This is a genomic window from Streptomyces sp. NPDC002324 (assembly GCF_053593335.1).
Genome location: NZ_JBSFCF010000044.1, coordinates 54,871 through 75,417, shown reverse-complemented (window position 1 = coordinate 75,417; position 20,547 = coordinate 54,871). Strand labels below are relative to the sequence as shown.

The window sequence follows — 20,547 nt, the reverse complement described above, 5'->3', positions numbered from 1 at the left end:
GAGGAAGCTGCCGCCGAACAGGAGCGGGCCCGGCAAAAAGGGGCGGCCCGTCGGGACAGAACGGGCAGGACGGCGGGGACGACCCCGAGCAGGAAGAGCGACGGCGTATCCGGCGGCGGCGCAAGTTCCGGCTGAACCAGGCTCTGCTCGGCAGATCCCGTGGCGGACTGACGAGCAAGATTCATCTCGCCGCGGACCGCAGGTGCCGTCCGCTGTCCCTCGTACTGACCGCAGGACAGGCCGGCGACAGCCCGCAGTTCGTCCCCGTGTTGCAGAAGATTCGGGTCCGTCTGCCTGTGGGCCGGCCTCGAACCCGGCCCGGCGCTGTCGCCGCGGACAAGGCCTACTCGTCCCGCGTCAACCGCTCTTACCTGCGGAAACGCGGCATCAAGGCAGTCATTCCGGAGAAGAAGGACCAGGGCGCCAACCGGAAGAAGAAGGGCCGTCGGGGCGGCCGCCCCACGTGCCATGACAGTGATCTTTACAAGGAGCGAAACACGGTCGAGCGGCTCATCAACAAGCTGAAAGCCTGGCGGGGAATCGCCACTCGATACGACAAGTCGCCCGAGAGCTACCTCGCCGGCCTCCACCTCCGTGCCTCGATGATCTGGATCAACGACCTGCTGAAGGCAACTGGCTGATCACAACATCACACAGGCCCTAGTGCCTCCGTTCCCTTCATCCACACCATGTAGGTACTCGGGCTACGGCAGAATCAGCCTGGTCAACGCACGGGAGGGGTCACCAAGGAGCCCGACAGGCGTTCTGGCACGAATCTGGCATGCGACGAGTGATCACAGCGGACAGCAAAAAGGCCCGGGTCTCTGACCTGGGCCTTAGTCGTGGAGCGGGTGACGAGAATCGAACTCGCGCTCTCAGCTTGGGAAGCCACGGCGCCTGGGCAGGGTATAGGGCTCTGACCTGCGCAGACACCTTCTCGCTTAGGTGGTCGTTCGGGTCGGATCGCACCGCTGTTGACCGTGATTGTCCGCTCTTATGGGCACGCTGTGGGCACGGCGCCGCGAAAGGGAGGCCGGGGTGGCCGTTTGGTCTCCGCAGAGCCGGAATGGTCCCGACTCGCAGGTCGGCTGAGTGGGGTCGTCGCGACTGCACACGGATACGCCGTGTCTGATCTCCTGGCTTCTTGGTACACGGGGTGTGATTACACCTCTGGTTGCGCGGCAATTCAGGTGGGCGCAGCTCGCTCAGGGCTGTTGCTGTAGGTGTTGGTGGGCGCGGCCCGGGTCACCCCGTTGTCAGGGTGGCCAGTGACCTGCACAGGGCCGTGGTGTGCTCGATCGCCCGGCGGCAATCGGGCTCGGTGATGACCAGACGTTGACCGGGCTGGGCTGCCGATGACGGGACCTTCTGGAGGTACTTCTCGTCGGTCACTCCGTCGTTGTGGGCACGTGGCGAGCGGCCCATGCCGTGGTCAGGCGCTGCCAGGTGGCCGATTCGAGAACAATGCGGAGATCTTCGATCGGGCGGCTATGAAGAGGTCGGTCATGTCGTCCAGACGCTGAACACATTTCCCTTGCCTCTGAGGCGGTCTGCGGCATCCGTCACCGCTTCGGCTTCGACGCCGCGCCAACCGTCGTTGCCGGAGTGGCTTTCGCCGGAGCGGCTGTCGCCGCGGTGACCGTCGCCTGACGTGGCCGGCGCAGCAGTACCGCGGACACCACGGCGGCAAGCAGCGTGAGTGCCGCGGCCACGATCAGGCACAGGCGGAGGCCGTCGAGGAAGGCGTCCCCGGTGGCGGCCAGTGCCCGGCCGGTGTCGGCGCCCAGGTCGAGGCGGGCGACCGTGCCCAGTCCGCCCGCCTCCACGGCCGCGACCACGCGCTCCCGTGCCGCACTGGAGATGCCTTCGTCGGCGAGGTGTCCGGGCAGGGTGTGGACGGCCCTGCTGGTGAGCAGCGCGCCCAGAACGGCGGGGCCGAGAGCGCCGCCGAGCTGCCGGAAGGCGTTGTTGCCGGCCGAGGCCATGCCTGCCAGGTGGCGCGGCACGGAGGCGACGGCGGTGGCGGTCATGGGCGTCACGACGAAGCCCACGCCCAGGCCGAGCACGACCAGCCGCCAGCCGGCGGAGGCGAAGGAGGTGTCGGCGTCGAGGGTGGTCAGCGACAGCAGCGCCCCGGCGACGGCGAGCAGACCGCCGGTGATCAGGACGCGAGCCGACACCCGGTGCATGAGCCGCCCGGCCGGCCCGGCGGCCAGGATGGCCGCCGCGGTGATCATCAGTAGCCGCAGACCGGCCTGGAGCGTGCCGAGTTGCTGCACCATGCCGAAATAGAGGCTCAGGGTGAAGAAGAACCCGATCACCGCCAGAAAACTGATCATCGCGACCAGGGTGGTGGCGGTGAAGACCGGGCTGCGGAACAGTGCGAGGTCCAGCATGGGGCTGTCGCTGCGCCGCTCCACGAGCACGAAGGCGACGCCACTGGCGGCGGCCACGCACAGCGCCACCACGACCTTGGCGTGCGTGAACGACTCGGCGCCGCCCTCGATCACGCCGTACACCAGCGCGGTGATCGCCGCCGTGGCCGTGATCTGACCCGGCCAGTCAAGACGGCGTCCGTGCGGGGCGCGGGAGTCGGTCAGCAGCCGGGCGGCGAGCGCCATCACCACGAGGGAGACCGGGATGGGCAGCACGTAGATCCAGCGCCAGGTGACGTGGTCGAGGATCACTCCGGCGACCAGCGGGCCGACCGCCAGCGCCAGCAGCAGGGAGGTGGCCCACCTGGCGATGTGTTTCCCGCGCTCCCGGGGGTCGGGCACCGCGTGGCTGATCAGCGCCAGCGTGGTGGGCAGCAGCGCCGCGGCGCCCAGACCGGCGAGGGCCTGGCCGGTCCACAACGCCTGGATGGACTGGGCGGACAGCGCGGTGGCGGCGCCGGCTGCGGACAGCAGCAGGCCCATCTGGAATACCTTCTTGCGCCCGTGTACGTCGCCGAAGGCGCCGGCGGTGAGGATGAACGCGGCCATGGGCAGCACGAACGCGTCCTGTACCCAGGCGAGTTGGGCGGTCGATGCGTGCAGGGCCGACTGGATGGCGGGCAGGCTCACGGAGACAGTGGTGATCGGCAGATAGGCGACGAAGACGCCGAGGCAGGCCATGACGAGGGTGGCCGCCCGTCGGTCGGCCGGACTGCTCGCCGGTGTCGTGACGTGCACGGGAACTCTCCTTCGCGGCGCGGTGCGCCGTGGTCGTTCACGGGGTGCGGTGCGGTTCGGCCACCACATGGGCAGGGAGGTGAGTCCTCCTGGGGACCGGCCGCCAGCATCGGCCCTCCCGGGCACTGCCGCCCAAGCGGAACAGCGATATGAATCAGAACAACCCTCAGCGTCCTTCTCATGTGACACTTCCTCCATGATGGACGAGTCGGACCGGAAGATCCTCCGTGCACTGCAGTGCGCACCCCGTGCCTCGTTCCGGCGTATCGGCGAGGTGATCGGCGTCTCGGAGCAGACTGCGGCCCGCCGCTACCGCGCCTTGCGCCGCAGCGGGGTGATGCGGGTGGTGGGCACGGTCAACCCCGCCGTGCACGGACAGGCGCAGTGGGTCGCCCGCATCCGCTGCCGCCCCGACCGCGTCGGGGCGCTCGCCGACGCCCTCGTCCGGCGGCCCGACATCGCCCACGTCCACCTCGCGTCCGGCGGCTCGGAGATCGTCTGCCTCATCCGCTCACCGTTCGACACAGGACGCGACGACATCCTGTTGCGGCAGCTGCCCAGGTCGGCCGCGGTTCTCGATGTGAGCATCGACCTGCTCCTGCACCCGTTCGGCGATCCCGTAAGCGCCGTCTGGACCGGCTACGGCGGTCACCTCACTCCGGAACAAGTGCGCCACCTCATGTGCGACCGGCCTCCCTCCCTCGTCGGCTCCCTCCTGCCCGCCGCCGAAGAGGACGCCCCCCTCCTCGACGCCCTCGCCCAGGACGGCCGCACAAACCACACCCAACTCGCCGAACTCACCGGCTGGTCCAAAACACGCGTCGCCCGCAGACTGGAAGCCCTGGAGACCTCCGGCACCCTGTCCTACGCCGTCGACCTGCTGCCCGAGCGCCTCGGCTACTACCTCAACGCCACGCTCTGGCTGCGCGTCACCCCCGCCCACCTCCAACGCGTCGGCGAGGAGTTCACGCGCCACGACGAGGTCGGCTTCGCCGGGGCCATCAGCGGCGACCACAACGTGATGGTCATCGTCATCTGCCGTGACGCCGGGGACTTCTACCGCTACCTGACCACTCGTGTCGCCGCCGTCACCGGCATCGATGCCTACGCCGTCAGCATCCGGGTCCGCCGTCTCAAACAGGCCGCGTCCCTCATCGCCCACGGACGCCTCATCCAGCCCACCCCTGCATAGCAGCCATCACGGCATGCGGCGCTGTGCCAAGCCGCCGCCGATCCTTGCCAGAGCGGGCTGGGCGCGGATGCCGAGGGCATCCTGTTCCTGGACATGACCGAGGCCGGCCGCAATCCCGGGCGGATCATCCCCAAGGTGCTGCGAGGGTTTGCCGACGCACACCCGCAGGGCAGCCCGGGTCTGCGGGTGCGGCGGGACATGGACTCGGTGATGGTGGGATGGGTGCCCGGCAGTGAGTTGGATCCCGCGCGTCGGGAGGATGCCGAGTTCGCGGGTACTCGTGCGGCTCTGCGGTCGGCGCTGGTGGCGATCCCTCACGCAAGCCGGTATGCCGTGCAGGTGGACCGCGAGAGCGGTGAGGTACGGGTCAGGCTGCCTGCGTTACCTTGAGCCACGGAATCGACTCTCGCGGTGCCTTCAGGCCGGGGCAGATCGACGTCGGCGGCGGACGACGCACTGACCGGGCCGGGGTGACAGCCGTCACCGCAGGACCTGTGACGTCCTCGCGACTGGGTCAGGTGTCGGTCCCGGCGTTCGCTCGGCGTCCTGCGGCGTGGGGGCCGTGCCAGTCCAGGCACAGGACGGTGGCGTCGTCTTCCGGGTGGCCGTTGCAGGCGTCGGTGACGGTGGTGGCCAGGTTGCGCGCGACCTCGCGCGGGTGTTCGTCGGCGGTGTCACGGATGAGGCCGGGGAGGTCGACTTTCTGCGCTTGGCGTTCTTGCATGCCGTCGGTGTAGAGCACGAGGCGGTCACCGGGGCGCAGGTCTAGGTTCTGCACCTTGTAGGGGTCCTTGTGCGCGGCTACGCCGAAGGGCAGGTTCACGGCGAGGCGCAGTTCGTCGACCGTGCCGTCGCGCAGCCGTAGGGGCCAGGGGTGGCCGGCGTTGACGAGCTGGGCGCCGGTCCCGTCCAGGGCGATGCGTAGCAGCTGGCCGGTGGCGAAGGTGCGTCTGCCGTGGTCGAGGAGGGCCTGGTGGGTCTGGCGGGCCTGTTCGGCGAGGTCGGTCCCGGCGCGGCGGGCGCCGCGGGAGGCGTTGACCAGGAGGGTGGCCATGAGGGCGGCGTCGACGTCGCGGCCCATGGCGTCGGTGATGGACAGGTGCAGGGTGTCGTGGTCGAGGGTGTAGTCGTAGGTGTCGCCCGCGATGTCGGCGGCCGGGACCAGCGCCCCGGCGAGGGCGAACTCGGCGGCCTCGCAGGAAGAGGCCGAGGGCAGGAGCTGGCGCTGGATCTCCGCGGCCAGGCTGACCGAGGTGGTGCGGTTGCCCCAGTGGTAGAGGTCGGTGAAGCGGCGGTCGGTGATGATGATGTACGCCAGCGCGTGCGCGGCCTCCTCCACCTGTTCCAGCACATCCTGTGTGACCTGGGGAAGGAACAGCTCCAGGACACCGACGGCGTCGCCGCGGTTGGTGACGGGGGCGAGCACCCGCTGCCCGCGCTCGCCCTCCGGCGCCCGCACCAGCTCCTGGGCGCGCAGGACCTCGTCGTAGATGCTGTCGTCGAAGGGAACCTGTTCGGCGCGGCGCTCCTGTCGCGTAGCAGCCTCCTCGCTGACCCGCAGCAGGCGCTGACCGACGACGTCGACGAACAGGAACGACACGTACCGCGCGCCGAACCGGTCGCGCAGGTCGCGCGCCACGACATCGAGGGAGGCCACCGGTGCGGCGCCCTCCGCCGCTGCCAGCACCTCAGCCAGTCCGATCCGATCGCGTGCCACGTCAGCCTCCTTTTGGGTCGCCAACCCGTTTTCCCGCTGACGCGGCAGGCACAGCACGGCTGTGACACATGCCTCAGCCTGTACAGGCCGGGATGAAAGGAGCCCGAGAGACGCCACCCTCCTGAATCTCCCGCACGCCTGATGTGAAGGTTCGGGGGTAGGCGGGTCGCAGTACGTTTGGGGTTCAGGGGAGGGGGGTGGGACAGCATGGAGCAGACGGCGGGCAGTGAGGGCGGTCTCTGGTGGAAAACCTTCTATCGGTGTCGGGGGCGTTCGAGGACAGCGAGGACATCGCCGTCGCCCGCGATCTGGCCCGCAGCTTCCTCACCGATGTCCAGGCGGTGCACGGGCTGCCGGTGTCCGGGCGCGCGATGGGCATGGTTCAGCTCGTGGTCAGCGAGCTGGTGACCAACGCCCGCAAGTACGCACCCGGCCCGTGCCTGCTGACGCTGGAAGTCACCGGCGGCTTGGTGGAGGTGACCGTGTGGGACAGCAACCCGACGCCACCGGCGATCCTCGCGCCCGACCCGTTGCGGATCGGCCGGCACGGGCTGGAGATCGTCATGGCGGTCGGCCAGAGCTTCGCGGTCCACCGCGACCGTTGGGCAAACGGATCACCACAGCGATCGTGCTGGCCGACGATCCCGGCGGGGACGTCACCGGCCGCCGGCTGTGACGCCTGCCGCTGTACCTGGCCGCTTTCCCGCGCCGCCTCCCGCACGGAGAGGTACCCGGAGCGGAATGTGCTGGTGGGCACACCGGCCGGTCTGCTCATGGTGTCCGGCGCGGTCACCGTCCTCGGAGAGGCCGCGATCGGCGGGGGCCGTCAGTCGGCGGTCACTCGGCGGTCACTCGGCGGTCAGTTCCGCGAGTTGTTCGGCCGCGGTGGCGTTGCCCCGGTCGGCGAGGCGTCGTAGCTCGTCAAGGTTGTCCTGTTCGGTGGAGAGTTCGATCAGCTGGTCGGTGGCTGTGGCGTTGCCGCCGTCCGAGAGGCGCCGAAGTTCTCCGAGGTCGCCTTGTTCTGCGGCGAGCTGGATGAGCTCATCGGCCGCGTCGGAGTTGCCCGCGTCCGCGAGGCGGCGCAGTTCGTTCAGGTCGCCGAGTTCGGAGGCCAGCTCGATCAGTTCGTCGACCGCGTTGTGGTCGCCGTGCTCTGCCCGCTCCCGTAGGGCGGAGAGGGCCGACAGGGTGGTCGGGTCATGCTTGGTCATCAGGGACAACCTCTCTGTGCGGGGCTATTCGCAGGGGTCGGCCAGTTGTCCCGAGGCGCGCAGTCCGTCGCGGTGTGCCTGCCACTCGTCGACCAGTCGGGGCAGGCGTTCGGCGAGGAAGTCGGCCAGCGCGACCATCTCCTCCAGCGGGGCACGGCGCTCCGGCGGAGCGTCGGCGAGGAGTGCCAGGCCCTCCCGGAACAGCGCGGCGTGTTCCTGGTGGAGGGCGGCGTCGAAGTTCTGCGGCTGCCGGCTGTCCGGGTTCAGGCTCACCCGGTCCATGCGCTCACCGGCGGTGCGGGTGCGCCGGGCCATCCCGAAGTTCTCCAGCAGTTTGACCGCGCCCGTGATGGCGCTGCGGCTCGCCAGCAGTGCTTCGCCCAGCTCGTCGATCGATTGTTGCGGCGGATCGCAGACGAACAGGTGGCCCAGCAGGCGTCCGGCCATGGGTGGGAAGCCGTACTGGCGGGCGTAGAAGCGGCCGACGTGGTCGGCGAAGAGCAGTTGGGCGTCGTTCGGCACGCTTTCGAAGGTATCACTTTCAACCGAGATGACAATTATTTGTGTTATCTCAGTCGAAGGGTCAGGAGCGGCCGGTCAGGAGCGGCCGGTCAGGAGAGGCCGGAGGCCCTCAGGACCGCTCGCGTGGTCTCGCCGTCGATCCGGTGCCTGAGCTGCTCCAGGACGCCCGCGCCTTGGAGGAGCGTGCCACGTTCGACGGAGCGGCGGACGCCGGTGTCGAGTTCGTGCCAGATCAGCGGGTTGGCGGCAAGGACGTCAGGGTCGACTTCTAGGCGGTGGCCGTGGGTGTCGCGCAGGACCAGGCGGGAGGAGACCACCCCGTACTGGAGTGCTGCCACCAAGGCGTCCGTACATACCGTGTGCTCGCGCCAGGGGTCGCTGACCGTCAGCCGGCCCGGGCCCGCGGTCACCCGGGGTGGCACCAGGACGATCAGGACGGCGGCGGACAGGGTGATCCACAACAGGGCGCGGGGGAGTGTCAGGCTTCCCGCGTCCCAGTCGACCAGCAGGGACATGGCGCAGAACAGCAGGGCGCAGGTCGTCGCGAACCGGGCGCTGCCGCGCCAGTGGCGGTCACCGGCCGGGCTCGGAGGTCTGTTCCGCTGCATGCCGCCGACGCTAGGCGGCCGGACGGGGCCGGCGACTGCCGCTGACGGGATTCTGACGGCGTACGGGTGAATCCTGACGGGGTCCTGGCGGGGTCCTGGCGAGATCTTGACGGGCTTGAGGGGGCTGAGAGAGGGCTGAGAGGGCGCGCCGGTGTCAGCCGGTGTGGACGCGGGGGCGGCGGGCGCGGTCCGGTTCGGCCTCGCGCAGGACCTCGCGGGTGACCGGGGCGACTTCGCCCTGGCCGAAGAGGAGGAAGCGGAGGAAGTTGGCGAAGGGGTTGCCCTCGGTCCACTCGAAGTAGATGTGCGGGGTGCGGCCCGTGGCGTCGCGGACGTGGAGGAGGAGGGCGGCGAGGGAGTTGGGGACGGAGGAGGACTCCAGGGTCAGGACCCGGTAGCGGTCGTGCAGGACCTCGCCGCGTACGGTCAGGCCCGCCTCGAACTCGGAGGGGTCTGTGACCGTCACCTCGACGAAGACGAAGTCCTCCTGTTCCGGCATGTCGTTGTCCTGCCGGATCTGCTCGATCTTGTCGCGGTACTCGGCCTTGTCGCGCTGGTCGGGCTCGTTGGCGATGAAGCGGATGCGGCGGTGGGACATGTCACGGACGAATCGTTCCGCCATGTCGTCCAGTTCGACGCTGGTGACGCGGAGTTCGAAGGCCCGGGCGAGGCGGGAGAGGAGGGAGACGAGGATGATGCCCGCGATGAAGCAGGCGCCGATCTTCACGCCGTCGGGGCGTTCGATGACGTTGAGGACGGTGGTGTACAGGAACACCGCCGAGATCACTCCGAAGCCGATCCTCCAGTTCCGCTGGCCGGCCTTGTGTGCCGCTATCGTCACCGCGATCGCCGCCGAGCTGATCAGGACCAGGACACCTGTCGCGTAGGCGCCGCCCTGGGCGTCGACGTTGGCGTCGAAGATCCAGGTGACGAGGAAGCCGACGAGGGTGAAGACGATGACCATGGGGCGGACCGCGCGGGCCCAGTGGGGGGCCATGCCGTAGCGGGGGAGGTAGCGGGGCATCAGGTTGAGCAGGCCGGCCATCGCGGAGGCGCCGGCGAACCAGAGGATGGCGATCGTCGAGACGTCGTAGAGGGTGCCGAAGGCGCTGCCCAGGTACTCGTGTGCCAGGTAGGCGAGTGCGCGGCCGTTGGCGTCGCCGCCGTTCTCGAACTCCTTCTCCGGGATGAGGAGGGTGGTGATGAAGCTGGTGGTGACCAGGAAGACGCTCATGATGACGGCGGCGGCGGTGAGCAGCTTCTTCGTGTCCCGGATGCGGCCCTTGGGGTTCTCCTCCGTGTCGCCCTCGTCGCCCTGCACATGGGGCATGACGGCGACACCGGTCTCGAAGCCGGAGAGGCCGAGCGCGAGCTTGGGGAAGACGATCAGTGCCACGCCGACCATGACGAAGACGTTGCCGTGTTCGGCGGTCAGCGCGGTCGACCAGTCGGTGATCACGTGGCCCTCGGTGATCACGTGCCCCAGGCCGACGACGACGACCACGACGTTCAGGGCGAGGTAGGCGCCCACCAGGACCACCGCGACGCCGATCGCCTCCAGGAAGCCCTTGAGGAAGACCGCGCCGAGCAGGGCGATCAGGATCAGGGTGATCAGGAGCTGCTTGTCGTGCAGAGCCTCGGACAGGTGGGGGTTCTCCACGAGGTGGGTGGAGGCGTCCGCGGCGGAGAGGGTGATCGTGATGAGGAAGTCGGTCGCCGCGAAGCCCAGCAGGGTGAGGACGAAGAGCTTGCCCTTCCAGAAGGTCAGCAGGCGTTCCAGCATGGAGATCGAGCCCTGGCCGTGGGGGCTCTCCTCGGCCACCCGGCGATAGACCGGCAGGGCGCCGGCCAGGGTGACGATGACAAGCACGATGGTCGCGATCGGGGAGAGGAGGCCGGCTGCGAGGGCGGCGATGCCGGGCTGGTAGCCGAGGGTGGAGAAGTAGTCGACGCCGGTCAGGCACATCACCCGCCACCAGCGCTGGCCCTTGTGCGGCGGTTCCGGTTCGGCGTGCGGACCCTTGTGGCCGCCGGGCTTGCCCATGTCGGACAGGCCCTGAAGCATCCAGATCCGCAGTCGGCTCGGCGGTGGGTGCTCGGTGGTGGCCATTGGCGTGCTCTCCCGTTGTGCGGCTCAGGATGGGTTTCGAGCCATCACGGCGGACGGCCGCGTCAGCGTAAGCAGAGCGTGACGTCTGGGCCCATGGGATGGGTCACGTGAGCGCGTCAAGCTTCCGTTAAGACCTACCGTGAGAACGCCGGAGCACATCATGACGAGGGTGTTTGCCCGGCACGAACGGAGGCTGGGCCGTATGGGCGAGGTACGCGGGCAAGCCGACGGCGGCCACCCAGCGTCATGCCGTACGCGGCTTCCAGGCCGCCCCTGCGTGAAAGTGCCCCGAGCCCGGAGCCGTGCCGTCCCCTGTTGGCTTCGAGGGAGCCACGCCTGGCTCCCCACCGACCGGATTTCCCGGAACACCGCTCGCCCTGTCCGGCCCAGAGGTGTCAAGACCGTGTCAAGGTCCCCGGCCCAGGCGCCAAGGAAGCGCTAACACGCGCCCGTTCCCTCCCCGGAAGCGGTTCCGTAGGGATCCGTGGGGACCCATGGGGAGAAGTAACCCGCCTCCTGAGGGAGTTGAGCCAGTGAGCGGAGCGCGTCGGCGGCGATGAGTGACGTACGGTCCGGACGACTGAAGGTCTACCTGGGGGCGGCCCCGGGAGTGGGCAAGACCTACCGGATGCTCGACGAGGGGCGGCGGCGTGCCGAGCGTGGGGCGGATGTGGTGGTGGCGTTCGCCGAGTGCCACGGCCGGCCGCGCACGGAGGCGATGCTCGACGGCCTGGAAGCCGTCCCCCGCGCCCGCTGCGCACACCGTGGCGCGCGGTTCGAGGAGATGGATCTCGCCGCGGTGCTGGCCCGTCGCCCGCAGGTGGCGATCGTCGACGAGTTCGCGCACAGCAACGTGCCGGGTGACGGTCGCAACCCCAAGCGGTGGCAGGACATCGAGGCACTGCTCGCCGCCGGGATCGACGTTGTCACGGCGCTGAACATCCAGCACCTGGAGTCCCTCAGCGATGTCGTCGAGAAGATCACGGGGGTGCCGCAGCATGAGACGGTGCCTGACGAGCTTGTGCGGCGGGCCCATCAGGTCGAGCTGGTGGACATGCCGCCGGAGGGGCTGCGACGCCGTATGGCGCACGGCAACATCCACGCGCCCGAGGAGGTCGACGCCGCCCTCGCCAACTACTTCCGGCCCGGCAATCTGACCGCGCTGCGCCAGCTCGCGCTGCTGTGGGTGGCCGACCGTGTCGACGAAGCCCTGCAGACCTATCGGGCCGAGCACTCCATCGGCGGTGTGTGGGAGACCCGGGAGCGGGTTGTCGTGGCGTTGACCGGCGGGCCGGAGGGCGACACCCTGATCCGGCGGGCCGCCCGGATCGCCGCCCGGTCGGCCGGCGGTGCGCTGCTGGCCGTACACGTGGCCCGCAGTGACGGGCTCGCGGCAGGGGTCTCGCACGCCTCGCTCGCCCGGCAGCGCAGGCTGGTGGAGGACCTCGGCGGCAGCTACCACTCGGTCGTCGGCGACGACATCGCCACCACGCTGGTGGAGTTCGCCCGGGCCGAGAACGCCACCCAGCTCGTGCTGGGCACCAGCCGCAGGGGCCGCCTGGAGCGGTTCCTGACCGGTCCCGGCACGGGGGAGACCGTGACCGAGCTGTCCGGCGACATCGACGTCCACCGGGTCACCCACGAGCGGGCGGGGCGTGGCACGCTGCTGCCGTCCCGGCGGCGCACCCTGTCCAGGGCCCGGCGCATAGCGGGGCCGGTGGCGGGGCTCGTACTGCCGGTGCTGCTGACTGCCGCCCTGACACAACTGCGCGGGACGCTGAACCTGACCAGTGAGGCGCTGCTGTTCCTGCTCGCGGTGGTCGGCGTGGCCTGCATCGGCGGAGTCGTGTCGGCGCTGATCGCGTCGGTGACGGCATCGCTGCTGCTGAACTACTGGTTCGTCCCGCCCATCGGCTCCTTCACGCTGGACGACCCGAACGCGCTGCTGGCCCTGGGCGTGTTCGCGGTCGTGGCCGCCACGGTGGCCGCCGTCGTCGACCGCTCCCTGCGTCTGTCCCGCCGCTCGGCACGGGCCACCGCCGAGGCCGAGACCATGTCGTCGCTGGCCGGCAGCATCGTGCGCGGGGGCACGACCATCCCGGCACTGCTGGAGCGCACCCGCGAGACCTTCGGCATGGAGTCGGCGGAACTCGTCGACGACCCGCCCGACGCCGACCCGTCCGACGCCGAGGAGGCCACGGCCGTGCCCGCCGGACCGGGCGCCTACCTGGTAGTACGCGGACGCACCCTGTCCTCCTCCGAGCGGCGGGTGCTCGCCGCGTTCGCCGCGCACGTGGGGTCGGCCGTGGAGCGGGCCCGGCTGGCCGAGGCGGCGGCCGAGGTGGAGCCCGTGAAGGCCGCCGACCGGATGCGTACGGCGCTGCTGCGGGCCGTCGGCCACGATCTGCGCACCCCGCTCGCCGCCGGCTGGGCAGCCGTGACCTCGCTGCGCAGCCGGGACGTGGAGTTCTCGGCGGAGGACCGCGACGAACTCCTCGCCACCGCCGACGAGTCGATGGCCAAGCTCAGCCGTCTGGTGGAGAACCTCCTCGACCTCAGCCGCCTGGAGGCCGGGGCCCTCACGCTGAACCTGCGGGCCACCACTCTGGAGGAGGTTTTGCCGATGGCGCTGGCGGACGTGCCGGCGGCCGAGGCACGGGACGTGGAGGAGATTCCGGCGGTGCTGGCCGATCCGCCGCTGCTGGAGAGGGTCGTCGCCAACCTCGTCGGCAACGCCGCCCGGCACACACCGCCGGGCCGGCGGGTGCTGGTCACCGCCAGTGCCCTGGCGGGCCGGGTCGAGCTGCGGGTCGCGGACCGGGGACCCGGTCTCCCACCGGCGGACCGGGACCGCGTCTTCGAACCGTTCCAGCGGCTCGGCGACACCGACAACACCACCGGCCTCGGCCTCGGACTCGCCCTCGCCCGGGGCCTCACCGAGGCCATGAACGGCACCCTCACCCCCGAGGACACCCCCGGCGGCGGCCTGACCATGGTCGTGTCCCTGCCCTTCGCGGACCTGACCGAGGTGGCACACGGCACGACGCACGAGCCACCGCAGCCGACGGAGAAGCCGCAGCCGCGCGGAGCGGCCGGAGGCGCCAGGTGAGAGGGGGACCGTGCCTTCGAGCCGCCCCGGGCCTGGCGGCACTCCGGACCCGTGCCGCTGGGTGACCGCGCCATGACCGCGACCCATGACCACGAACCGCCCTGCCGAGCCCTGAGTCGGCTACTTCAGGTCGGACGCCCTGAAGACGGCGTGGGCGGTCTCGCGGTCGACGCGCCGGGAGAGGCGGCTCAACGCGGTCGCCCCGCACAGCAGCGTGCCGGCGGCTGCCGACTTCCGGGCGCCCGCGTCCAGATGTGACCACAACCGCGGGTTCCGCACGAGGACTTCGGGGTCGATCGCCATCCGGCCGCCGACCGAGTCCCGCAGTACGAGTCGTTGCGACACGCCGTCCAGGCAGCGGACGGACACCAGCAGATCGGTACGGACGCGATGTTCGCGCAGTAGTCGGCGCGAGGCGAGCCAGCCTTCACCGGCGCGGACCCGGGCGGGATACAGCGCGAGCAGGAGCAGCAGCGCCAGGCCCGAACCACAGGGCGCCGCGCCAGAGCGTCAACCGGCCCGATCCCCGGTCGAGGAGCAGGAGAAATCCGAGCAGCGCGCCGGCGCAGCGGAGCGAGTCCCGCACATCGCGCGCCCAGCGCAGGTCGTGAGCCGTGTCGAGATGTTGGTGTGTGCCGTTGAGGGGGGTCATGGCGGAGACCGTAGGGAGCGGCGGAGCGGGCTCGTCTCCCTCTTGATGTGACTCTGACGGCTCTGTCACCTGGGTCACACCGCCGTGTCGTCACCGTCGTCAAGACCTCGTCAAAGTCGGCCGGTTCGGCGCGAAGAACGCGCTAGGAGCGGTCGGCCGGAGCCGGAACGGGACACACCCTGAGTGCACCGCGCCCACCTCGGCCTCTCGTTCGGCTGAGGGAAGACTCTCGCGCGACCGAAGGAAGAAGGAGCACTCACCGATGTCCGTCCTGACTGTCCAGCCGGGCGCGACCCCTGCCGGCGAAGAGCCGCCCGATGCCGGCGAGCGCCACCGGCTGACCGCCGTCACGGGCCTTGCCGCCCTCTCGCTGGACGCGATGGCGTCGGTGGCGTACGGCCCTGAGGCGATCGTGCTCGTGCTGGCCGCGGCCGGTGCCCACGGCCTCGGGTTCACCCTGCCGGTGACGCTGGCGATCGCGGGTCTGCTGGCGGTGCTGGTCGCCTCGTACCGGCAGGTGATCGCGGCCTTCCCGGACGGCGGCGGCTCGTACGCGGTCGCCAGGGCTCATCTGGGTGCGCGCACGAGCCTGGTGGCGGCGGCCTCGCTGGTCCTGGACTACGTCCTGAACGTGGCCGTCGCCGTCACGGCGGGCGTGGCCGCGCTGACCTCCGCCTTCCCCGCCCTCTACGGCGACCGGCTGGTCCTGTGCCTGGTGGTGCTGGCGCTGATCACGGCCGTGAACCTGCGGGGCATCGTGGAGTCGGCGAAGGCGTTCATCGTGCCGACCGTGGTGTTCGTCGGCTCGATCCTGGTGCTGATCGTCGTCGGTCTGTTCCGGTCCGCCCCGGTCAGCACGGCCACCGCGGACGGGCACGCGTCGGTCCTCGCCGACAACGCGACGACCGTGGGAGCGCTGCTCCTGCTGAAAGCTTTCGCCTCCGGGTGCAGCGCGCTCACCGGTGTCGAGGCCCTCGCCAACGCCGTTCCGTCTTTCCGTGTACCGCGCGTCAAGCGGGCCCAGCGGGCCGAGGTCGCCCTCGGCGCGGTCCTCGGCGTGATGCTGATCGGCCTGTCCGTCCTCATCTCCCGCTTCCACCTCCAGCCGGTCGAAGGAGTCACGGTCCTCGCCCAGCTCGCCGACGCCTCGTTCGGCCACAACTGGGCGTTCTATGTAATCCAGTTCGCCACGATGATCCTGCTCGCCCTGTCGGCCAACACCTCCTTCGGCGGGCTGCCCGTGCTGCTGAAGCTGCTGGCCCGTGACAACTACCTCCCGCACGTCTTCGCCCTGAAGGCCGACCGCCAGGTCCACCGGCACGGCGTACTGGCCCTGGCCGTGGTCTCGGCGGCCCTGCTGCTGTTCTCCGGCGGCGACACCAACACGCTCGTGCCGCTCTTCGCCATCGGGGTCTTCGTCGGATTCACCATCGCCCAGGTGGGCATGGTCCGGCACTGGCGGAGCGAGCGCGGGCGGGGATGGCGGGGCAAGGCGCTGCTGAACGGCTTCGGCGGGCTGCTGACCGGCATCTCGGCCGTCGTCGTCACCGCGACCAAGTTCGAGGAGGGCGCCTGGCTGGTCGTGGTGGCGTTGCCGCTGCTGGTGGCGGCGTTCGTCGTCGTGCACCGCGCCTACGCCCGCATCGGGGAGCGGCTGGGCCTGGGCCGTGTCCCCGAGGCCCCGCACCGCGACCGTTCGCTGGTGATCGTGCCCGTCTCCTCGCTCTCCCGTCTGACGTCCGAGGCACTGACCGCGGCGGTTTCACTGGGCGACGAGGTCCGCGCCGTCACCGTCTGCTACCCCGACCCCGAGGACCGGGCCCAGTTGCACGCGCTGGAGCATGCCTGGGCGGAGTGGGACCCCGGGGTGCCGCTGGTCCGGCTGACGTCCGAGCGCCGCAGCCTGGGCCGCCCCATCGCCGCGTACGTCCGTGAGGTGGCGGCGGAGCCGGCCACGCGGGTCACCGTCCTGATCCCGGAGGCCGAGCCCGAGCGGCTGTGGCAGCGGCTGCTGCAGAACCAGCGGGGCGCGGTCGTCGCGCACGCCGTACGACGCGAGACCGACGCGGTGATCTGCCGGCTGCGCTTCCGGCTGCTGTGAGCGGGCCGCTCCGCACCGTCACGTGACCTGTGCCACCGATGACGACCAGGGACGTATGGATCCCGTCAAAGGTGTGCGGGCCGCCGTATGAGAGCCGTCAATGGCCGACCGAATCCGGCCAGAGTCGCGGTTTCCTCTATCTGTCCGTTCTTCCCGAACCTCACTCCAGGAGTTCGCGATGGCCGATCTGGCCTTCGTCGTCACCACGATCGCCGTGTTCGCGCTGGTGGCTCTGGTCGCCAAGGGGGTGACGAAGCTGTGACCGTCGAGAACATCGTCGGCCTGATCGTGGCCGTCTCCCTGCTGGGTTATCTCGTCCTCGCCCTGATCTTCCCGGAGAGGTTCTGAGATCTGACATGGGTCCCGTACTCGCCGGCGTGCTCCAGTTGCTGGCCCTCATAGCGGCGCTGGCGCTCGCCTACGTCCCCCTCGGCACCTACATGGCCAAGGTCTACTCCTCCGACAAGCACTGGCGCGTCGAGAAGTGGCTCTACAAGGGCATCGGCGCCAACCCCGACACCGAGATGCGTTGGCCCGCGTACCTGCGCGGCGTGCTCGCCTTCTCGGCGGTCGGTGTCCTGTTCCTGTACCTCCTCCAGCGGCTGCAGGGCGTGCTGCCCGGTTCGCTGGGCTTCGCCTCCATCGACGCGGACCAGGCGTTCAACACCGCCGCGTCCTTCGTCACCAACACCAACTGGCAGTCGTACTACGGCGAACAGGCCATGGGCCACGTCGTGCAGGTCGGCGGGCTGGCCGTGCAGAACTTCGTCTCGGCCGCCGTGGGCATGGCGGTGGCGGTCGCGCTCGTACGCGGCTTCGCCCGCTCCCGCTCCGGTGAGCTGGGCAACTTCTGGTCCGACATGGTGCGCGGGGTGACCCGCATCCTGCTGCCGCTCGCGTTCGTCGCGGCGATCGTGCTGGTCGCCTGCGGCGCCATCCAGAACTTCTCCGGCATCCACGAGGTCGGCCAGTTCATGGGCGGCTCCCAGCAGTGGAACGGCGGTGCGGTCGCCTCGACGGAGGCCATCAAGGAGGTCGGCACCAACGGCGGCGGCGTCTTCAACGCCAACTCCGCCCACCCGTTCGAGAACCCGACCCCCTTCACCAACCTCTTCGAGATCTTCCTGCTGCTGGTGATCCCGTTCGCCCTGACCCGCACGTTCGGTGTCATGGTCGGCTCCATCAAGCAGGGCTACGCGATCCTCGCCACGATGGCCACCATCTGGCTCGGGTTCACCGCCCTGATGATGTGGACCGAGTTCGCCCACCACGGCCCGGCGTTCGAGATCGCCGGCGGAGCCATGGAGGGCAAGGAGAACCGCTTCGGTGTCGGCGCCTCCTCGATCTTCGCGGTGGCGACCACGCTCACCTCGACCGGCGCGGTGAACTCCTTCCACTCCTCTTTCACCGGCCTCGGCGGCGGCATCACGATGCTGGGCATGCAGCTGGGTGAGATCGCGCCCGGCGGTGTCGGCTCCGGCCTCTACGGCATGCTCATCATGGCGATCATCGCGGTGTTCATCGCCGGCCTGATGGTCGGCCGGACACCCGAGTACCTGGGCAAGAAGATCGGCACCCGCGAGATCAAGTTCGCGGCCTGCTACATCCTCATCACCCCGGCACTGGTGCTCGTCCTCACCGCCGCGGCGATGGCCCTGCCCACCCCGGGCGACTCGATGACGAACTCCGGCGCGCACGGGTTCTCCGAGATCCTGTACGCCTACACCTCGGCGTCCAACAACAACGGCTCGGCCTTCGCCGGGCTGAACGCCGACACGCAGTGGTTCAACAGCACGCTCGGCATCGCGATGCTGCTCGGCCGCTTCCTGCCCATGGTGTTCGTGCTGGCGCTGGCCGGATCGCTCGCCGAGCAGAAGCCGGTCCCGGCCACCGCGGGCACCCTGCGCACCGAAAAGCCGCTGTTCACCGGGCTGCTGGTGGGCGCGATCCTGATCATCACCGGGCTGACGTACTTCCCGGCGCTCGCGCTGGGTCCGCTGGCCGAGGGGCTGGCGTCATGACCACCGACGTAACGAAGCAAGAGGACGCGATGTCCACAGCCACTCCGACCCGGGCGCCGCACAGCGACGTCCCCACCGGGCACAAGCCCGCCGAGGGCCGCGTGGGAGCGGGCCTCTTCGACCCCAAGCAGCTGCTGAAGTCGTTGCCGGACGCCTGCCGCAAGCTCGACCCCCGGGTGATGGTCAAGTCGCCCGTGATGTTCGTGGTGCTGGTCGGGTCCGTGCTGACGACCGTCTTCTCCTTCAAGGACCCGACCGACTGGTTCGGCTGGACCATCAGTGCCTGGCTCTGGCTGACGGTGATCTTCGCCAACCTGGCGGAGGCCGTCGCCGAGGGGCGGGGCAAGGCGCAGGCCGACACCCTGCGCAAGGCCAAGACCGACACTGTGGCCCGCCGCCTCGCCGGGGACTCCGAAGAGAGTGTCCCCGGTACCGAGTTGCGGATCGGTGACCTGGTCGTCTGCGAGGCCGGTGACATCATCCCCGGCGACGGTGACGTCGTTGAAGGCGTCGCCTCCGTGGACGAGTCGGCGATCACCGGTGAGTCGGCCCCGGTCATCCGGGAGTCCGGCGGTGACCGCTCGGCCGTCACCGGCGGCACGAAGGTCCTCTCCGACCGGATCGTCATCAAGATCACGACAAAGCCCGGTGAGACCTTCATCGACCGGATGATCAGCCTGGTCGAGGGCGCGGCCCGGCAGAAGACGCCGAACGAGATCGCGCTGAACATCCTGCTGGCGTCGCTGACGATCGTGTTTCTGCTGGCGGTGGCGACCCTGCCGCCGTTCGCGGACTACGCGGGCACCCATCTGACGATGGTCGTGCTGGTGGCCCTGCTGGTCTGCCTGATTCCGACGACGATCGGCGCGCTCCTGTCGGCGATCGGCATCGCGGGCATGGACCGCCTGGTCCAGCGCAACGTGCTCGCCATGTCGGGTCGCGCTGTCGAGGCCGCCGGTGACGTGTCGACGCTGCTGCTCGACAAGACCGGCACGATCACCCTCGGCAACCGTCAGGCGTCCGAGTTCGTGCCGGTGGCCGGCACCACCGAGGCCGAAGTGGCGGACGCCGCCCAGCTCTCCTCGCTGGCCGACGAGACGCCCGAGGGCCGCTCCATCGTCGTACTGGCGAAGGAGAAGTACGGTCTGCGCGAGCGCCACCAGGGCGAGCTGACCGGCGCCGAGTGGATCGCCTTCACCGCGCAGACCCGGATGTCGGGCGTGGACGTCGACGGCCGGAAGATCCGCAAGGGCGCGGCCGGTTCCATCGTCGCTTGGGTAGCGGAACAGGGCGGTGAAGTCGCGCGCGACGCGCAGGAGCTGACCGACCGGATCTCCGAGGCGGGCGGCACTCCGCTGCTCGTCGCGATCGAGGACACCGACGGTGCCCGGGTGCTGGGCGTCATCCACCTCAAGGACGTCGTCAAGGAGGGCATGCGCGAGCGGTTCGACGAACTGCGCCGCATGGGCATCAAGACCGTCATGATCACGGGTGACAACCCGCTGACGGCCAAGGCGATCGCCGAGGAGGCCGGCGTCGACGGCTTCCTCGCCGAGGCCACCCCCGAGGACAAGATGGCCCTCATCAAGCGCGAGCAGGCGGGCGGCAAGCTCGTCGCGATGACCGGTGACGGCACGAACGACGCGCCCGCGCTCGCCCAGGCGGACGTCGGCGTCGCGATGAACACGGGCACGTCGGCCGCGAAGGAGGCCGGCAACATGGTCGACCTCGACTCCAACCCCACCAAGCTCATCGAGATCGTCGAGATCGGCAAGCAACTGCTGATCACCCGGGGCGCGTTGACGACGTTCTCCATCGCCAACGACGTCGCGAAGTACTTCGCGATCATCCCGGCGCTGTTCGCGGCCGTCTACCCGGGCCTGGACAAGCTCAACATCATGGGCCTGTCCTCGCCGGACTCCGCGATCCTCTCCGCGGTCATCTTCAACGCGCTGATCATCATCGCGCTGGTGCCGCTCTCCCTGAAGGGCGTGCAGTACCGGCCGGTGAGCGCGGATAAGCTGCTCCGCCGCAACCTCACCGTCTACGGACTCGGCGGACTGATCGCCCCCTTCATCGGCATCAAGCTCATCGACATGCTCATCTCCCTCATCCCCGGAATCGGCTGAGC

General features: G+C 69.9%; 15 protein-coding genes and 3 pseudogenes. 10 read left to right on the top strand and 8 right to left on the bottom strand.

Annotation, left to right across the window (positions count from 1 at the left end; genetic code table 11):
• A pseudogene (locus ACWCRJ_RS37765) lies at positions 1 to 641 on the top strand (IS5 family transposase); the annotation flags it as partial.
• A gap of 604 nt (positions 642 to 1,245) precedes the next feature.
• Here the strand turns inward: ACWCRJ_RS37765 and ACWCRJ_RS37760 are convergent.
• On the bottom strand, positions 1,246 to 1,392 hold the full coding sequence (locus ACWCRJ_RS37760) for a hypothetical protein (RefSeq protein ID WP_450943518.1): 147 nt from the start codon (positions 1,390 to 1,392) through the stop codon (positions 1,246 to 1,248).
• Between the two features lie 170 nt (positions 1,393 to 1,562).
• Positions 1,563 to 3,173 carry an MFS transporter gene (locus ACWCRJ_RS37755; RefSeq protein WP_450943517.1) on the bottom strand — a complete coding sequence of 537 codons (1,611 nt, stop codon included), beginning with the start codon at positions 3,171 to 3,173 and terminating at the stop codon, positions 1,563 to 1,565.
• Positions 3,174 to 3,369: 196 nt separating this feature from the next.
• Here ACWCRJ_RS37755 and ACWCRJ_RS37750 point away from each other — a divergent pair, with 196 nt between their 5' ends.
• Together ACWCRJ_RS37750 and ACWCRJ_RS37745 are read left to right on the top strand one after the other, a co-directional pair.
• Positions 3,370 to 4,365, top strand: coding sequence for an Lrp/AsnC family transcriptional regulator (locus ACWCRJ_RS37750; protein WP_450943516.1), 996 nt, complete (start codon positions 3,370 to 3,372; stop codon positions 4,363 to 4,365).
• 48 nt (positions 4,366 to 4,413) lie between these two features.
• Positions 4,414 to 4,533: pseudogene (locus ACWCRJ_RS37745) on the top strand (sensor histidine kinase); the annotation flags it as partial.
• Positions 4,534 to 4,879: 346 nt separating this feature from the next.
• Here ACWCRJ_RS37745 and ACWCRJ_RS37740 read toward each other — a convergent pair.
• Complete coding sequence (locus tag ACWCRJ_RS37740; RefSeq protein WP_450943515.1) at positions 4,880 to 6,082, bottom strand: PP2C family protein-serine/threonine phosphatase; 1,203 nt, start codon at positions 6,080 to 6,082, stop codon at positions 4,880 to 4,882.
• A 239-nt stretch (positions 6,083 to 6,321) separates the two neighbouring features.
• On the opposite strand from ACWCRJ_RS37740, the pseudogene ACWCRJ_RS37735 reads away from it, so the two are divergent.
• Positions 6,322 to 6,758, top strand: a pseudogene (locus ACWCRJ_RS37735) (ATP-binding protein).
• 172 nt (positions 6,759 to 6,930) lie between these two features.
• On the opposite strand, the gene ACWCRJ_RS37730 reads toward ACWCRJ_RS37735, so the two are convergent.
• The 4 genes from ACWCRJ_RS37730 to ACWCRJ_RS37715 all read right to left on the bottom strand — a co-directional run bounded on the left by ACWCRJ_RS37730 (position 6,931) and on the right by ACWCRJ_RS37715 (position 10,533).
• Positions 6,931 to 7,293 (bottom strand): hypothetical protein, encoded by a 363-nt coding sequence (locus tag ACWCRJ_RS37730; protein WP_450943514.1) that lies wholly within the window; start codon positions 7,291 to 7,293, stop codon positions 6,931 to 6,933.
• A gap of 24 nt (positions 7,294 to 7,317) precedes the next feature.
• The gene (locus tag ACWCRJ_RS37725) at positions 7,318 to 7,815 is read right to left on the bottom strand and encodes a GbsR/MarR family transcriptional regulator (RefSeq protein ID WP_450943513.1); all 498 of its coding nucleotides are present in this window, start codon (positions 7,813 to 7,815) and stop codon (positions 7,318 to 7,320) included.
• An 89-nt stretch (positions 7,816 to 7,904) separates the two neighbouring features.
• Positions 7,905 to 8,423, bottom strand: coding sequence for a hypothetical protein (locus ACWCRJ_RS37720; RefSeq protein ID WP_450943512.1), 519 nt, complete (start codon positions 8,421 to 8,423; stop codon positions 7,905 to 7,907).
• Between the two features lie 154 nt (positions 8,424 to 8,577).
• Positions 8,578 to 10,533, bottom strand: a complete 1,956-nt coding sequence (locus ACWCRJ_RS37715) for an amino acid transporter (RefSeq protein WP_450943511.1) — start codon at positions 10,531 to 10,533, stop codon at positions 8,578 to 8,580.
• Positions 10,534 to 11,089: 556 nt separating this feature from the next.
• Here ACWCRJ_RS37715 and ACWCRJ_RS37710 point away from each other — a divergent pair.
• A complete protein-coding gene (locus ACWCRJ_RS37710; RefSeq protein ID WP_450943510.1) occupies positions 11,090 to 13,642 on the top strand; it encodes an ATP-binding protein in 2,553 nt (850 codons plus the stop codon).
• 120 nt (positions 13,643 to 13,762) lie between these two features.
• On the opposite strand, the gene ACWCRJ_RS37705 is transcribed toward ACWCRJ_RS37710, so the two are convergent.
• Positions 13,763 to 14,011, bottom strand: coding sequence for a hypothetical protein (locus tag ACWCRJ_RS37705; protein WP_450943509.1), 249 nt, complete (start codon positions 14,009 to 14,011; stop codon positions 13,763 to 13,765).
• Positions 14,012 to 14,556: 545 nt separating this feature from the next.
• Between ACWCRJ_RS37705 and ACWCRJ_RS37700 the strand changes: the two genes are divergently transcribed.
• The 5 genes from ACWCRJ_RS37700 (at position 14,557) to kdpB (ending at position 20,545) form a co-directional block, all read left to right on the top strand.
• Positions 14,557 to 16,395 (top strand): APC family permease, encoded by a 1,839-nt coding sequence (locus ACWCRJ_RS37700; protein WP_450943508.1) that lies wholly within the window; start codon positions 14,557 to 14,559, stop codon positions 16,393 to 16,395.
• A 100-nt stretch (positions 16,396 to 16,495) separates the two neighbouring features.
• On the top strand, positions 16,496 to 16,657 hold the full coding sequence (locus tag ACWCRJ_RS37695; RefSeq protein WP_450943507.1) for a hypothetical protein: 162 nt from the start codon (positions 16,496 to 16,498) through the stop codon (positions 16,655 to 16,657).
• Positions 16,654 to 16,743 carry a K(+)-transporting ATPase subunit F gene (gene kdpF / locus ACWCRJ_RS37690; RefSeq protein ID WP_086749276.1) on the top strand — a complete coding sequence of 30 codons (90 nt, stop codon included), beginning with the start codon at positions 16,654 to 16,656 and terminating at the stop codon, positions 16,741 to 16,743. Before ACWCRJ_RS37695 ends, kdpF begins: the two co-directional genes overlap by 4 nt.
• Positions 16,744 to 16,751: 8 nt before the next feature.
• The gene (kdpA, locus tag ACWCRJ_RS37685) at positions 16,752 to 18,416 is read left to right on the top strand and encodes a potassium-transporting ATPase subunit KdpA (protein WP_450943506.1); all 1,665 of its coding nucleotides are present in this window, start codon (positions 16,752 to 16,754) and stop codon (positions 18,414 to 18,416) included.
• On the top strand, positions 18,413 to 20,545 hold the full coding sequence (kdpB, locus tag ACWCRJ_RS37680; RefSeq protein WP_450943505.1) for a potassium-transporting ATPase subunit KdpB: 2,133 nt from the start codon (positions 18,413 to 18,415) through the stop codon (positions 20,543 to 20,545). The genes kdpA and kdpB overlap by 4 nt, the downstream gene beginning before the upstream one ends.
• The last annotated feature ends 2 nt before the right edge of the window (positions 20,546 to 20,547 follow it).

Excerpts from the sequence above, each read along its gene's own strand:
- ACWCRJ_RS37750 (WP_450943516.1), top strand. The coding sequence starts at position 3,370 with ATGATGGACGAGTCGGACCGGAAGATCCTCCGTGCACTGCAGTGCGCA.
- ACWCRJ_RS37730 (WP_450943514.1), bottom strand. The coding sequence starts at position 7,293 with ATGACCAAGCATGACCCGACCACCCTGTCGGCCCTCTCCGCCCTACGG.
- ACWCRJ_RS37720 (WP_450943512.1), bottom strand. The coding sequence starts at position 8,423 with ATGCAGCGGAACAGACCTCCGAGCCCGGCCGGTGACCGCCACTGGCGC.
- ACWCRJ_RS37715 (WP_450943511.1), bottom strand. The coding sequence starts at position 10,533 with ATGGCCACCACCGAGCACCCACCGCCGAGCCGACTGCGGATCTGGATG.
- ACWCRJ_RS37710 (WP_450943510.1), top strand. The coding sequence starts at position 11,090 with ATGAGTGACGTACGGTCCGGACGACTGAAGGTCTACCTGGGGGCGGCC.
- ACWCRJ_RS37700 (WP_450943508.1), top strand. The coding sequence starts at position 14,557 with ATGTCCGTCCTGACTGTCCAGCCGGGCGCGACCCCTGCCGGCGAAGAG.
- ACWCRJ_RS37695 (WP_450943507.1), top strand. The coding sequence starts at position 16,496 with ATGGCCGACCGAATCCGGCCAGAGTCGCGGTTTCCTCTATCTGTCCGT.
- kdpA (WP_450943506.1), top strand. The coding sequence starts at position 16,752 with ATGGGTCCCGTACTCGCCGGCGTGCTCCAGTTGCTGGCCCTCATAGCG.
- kdpB (WP_450943505.1), top strand. The coding sequence starts at position 18,413 with ATGACCACCGACGTAACGAAGCAAGAGGACGCGATGTCCACAGCCACT.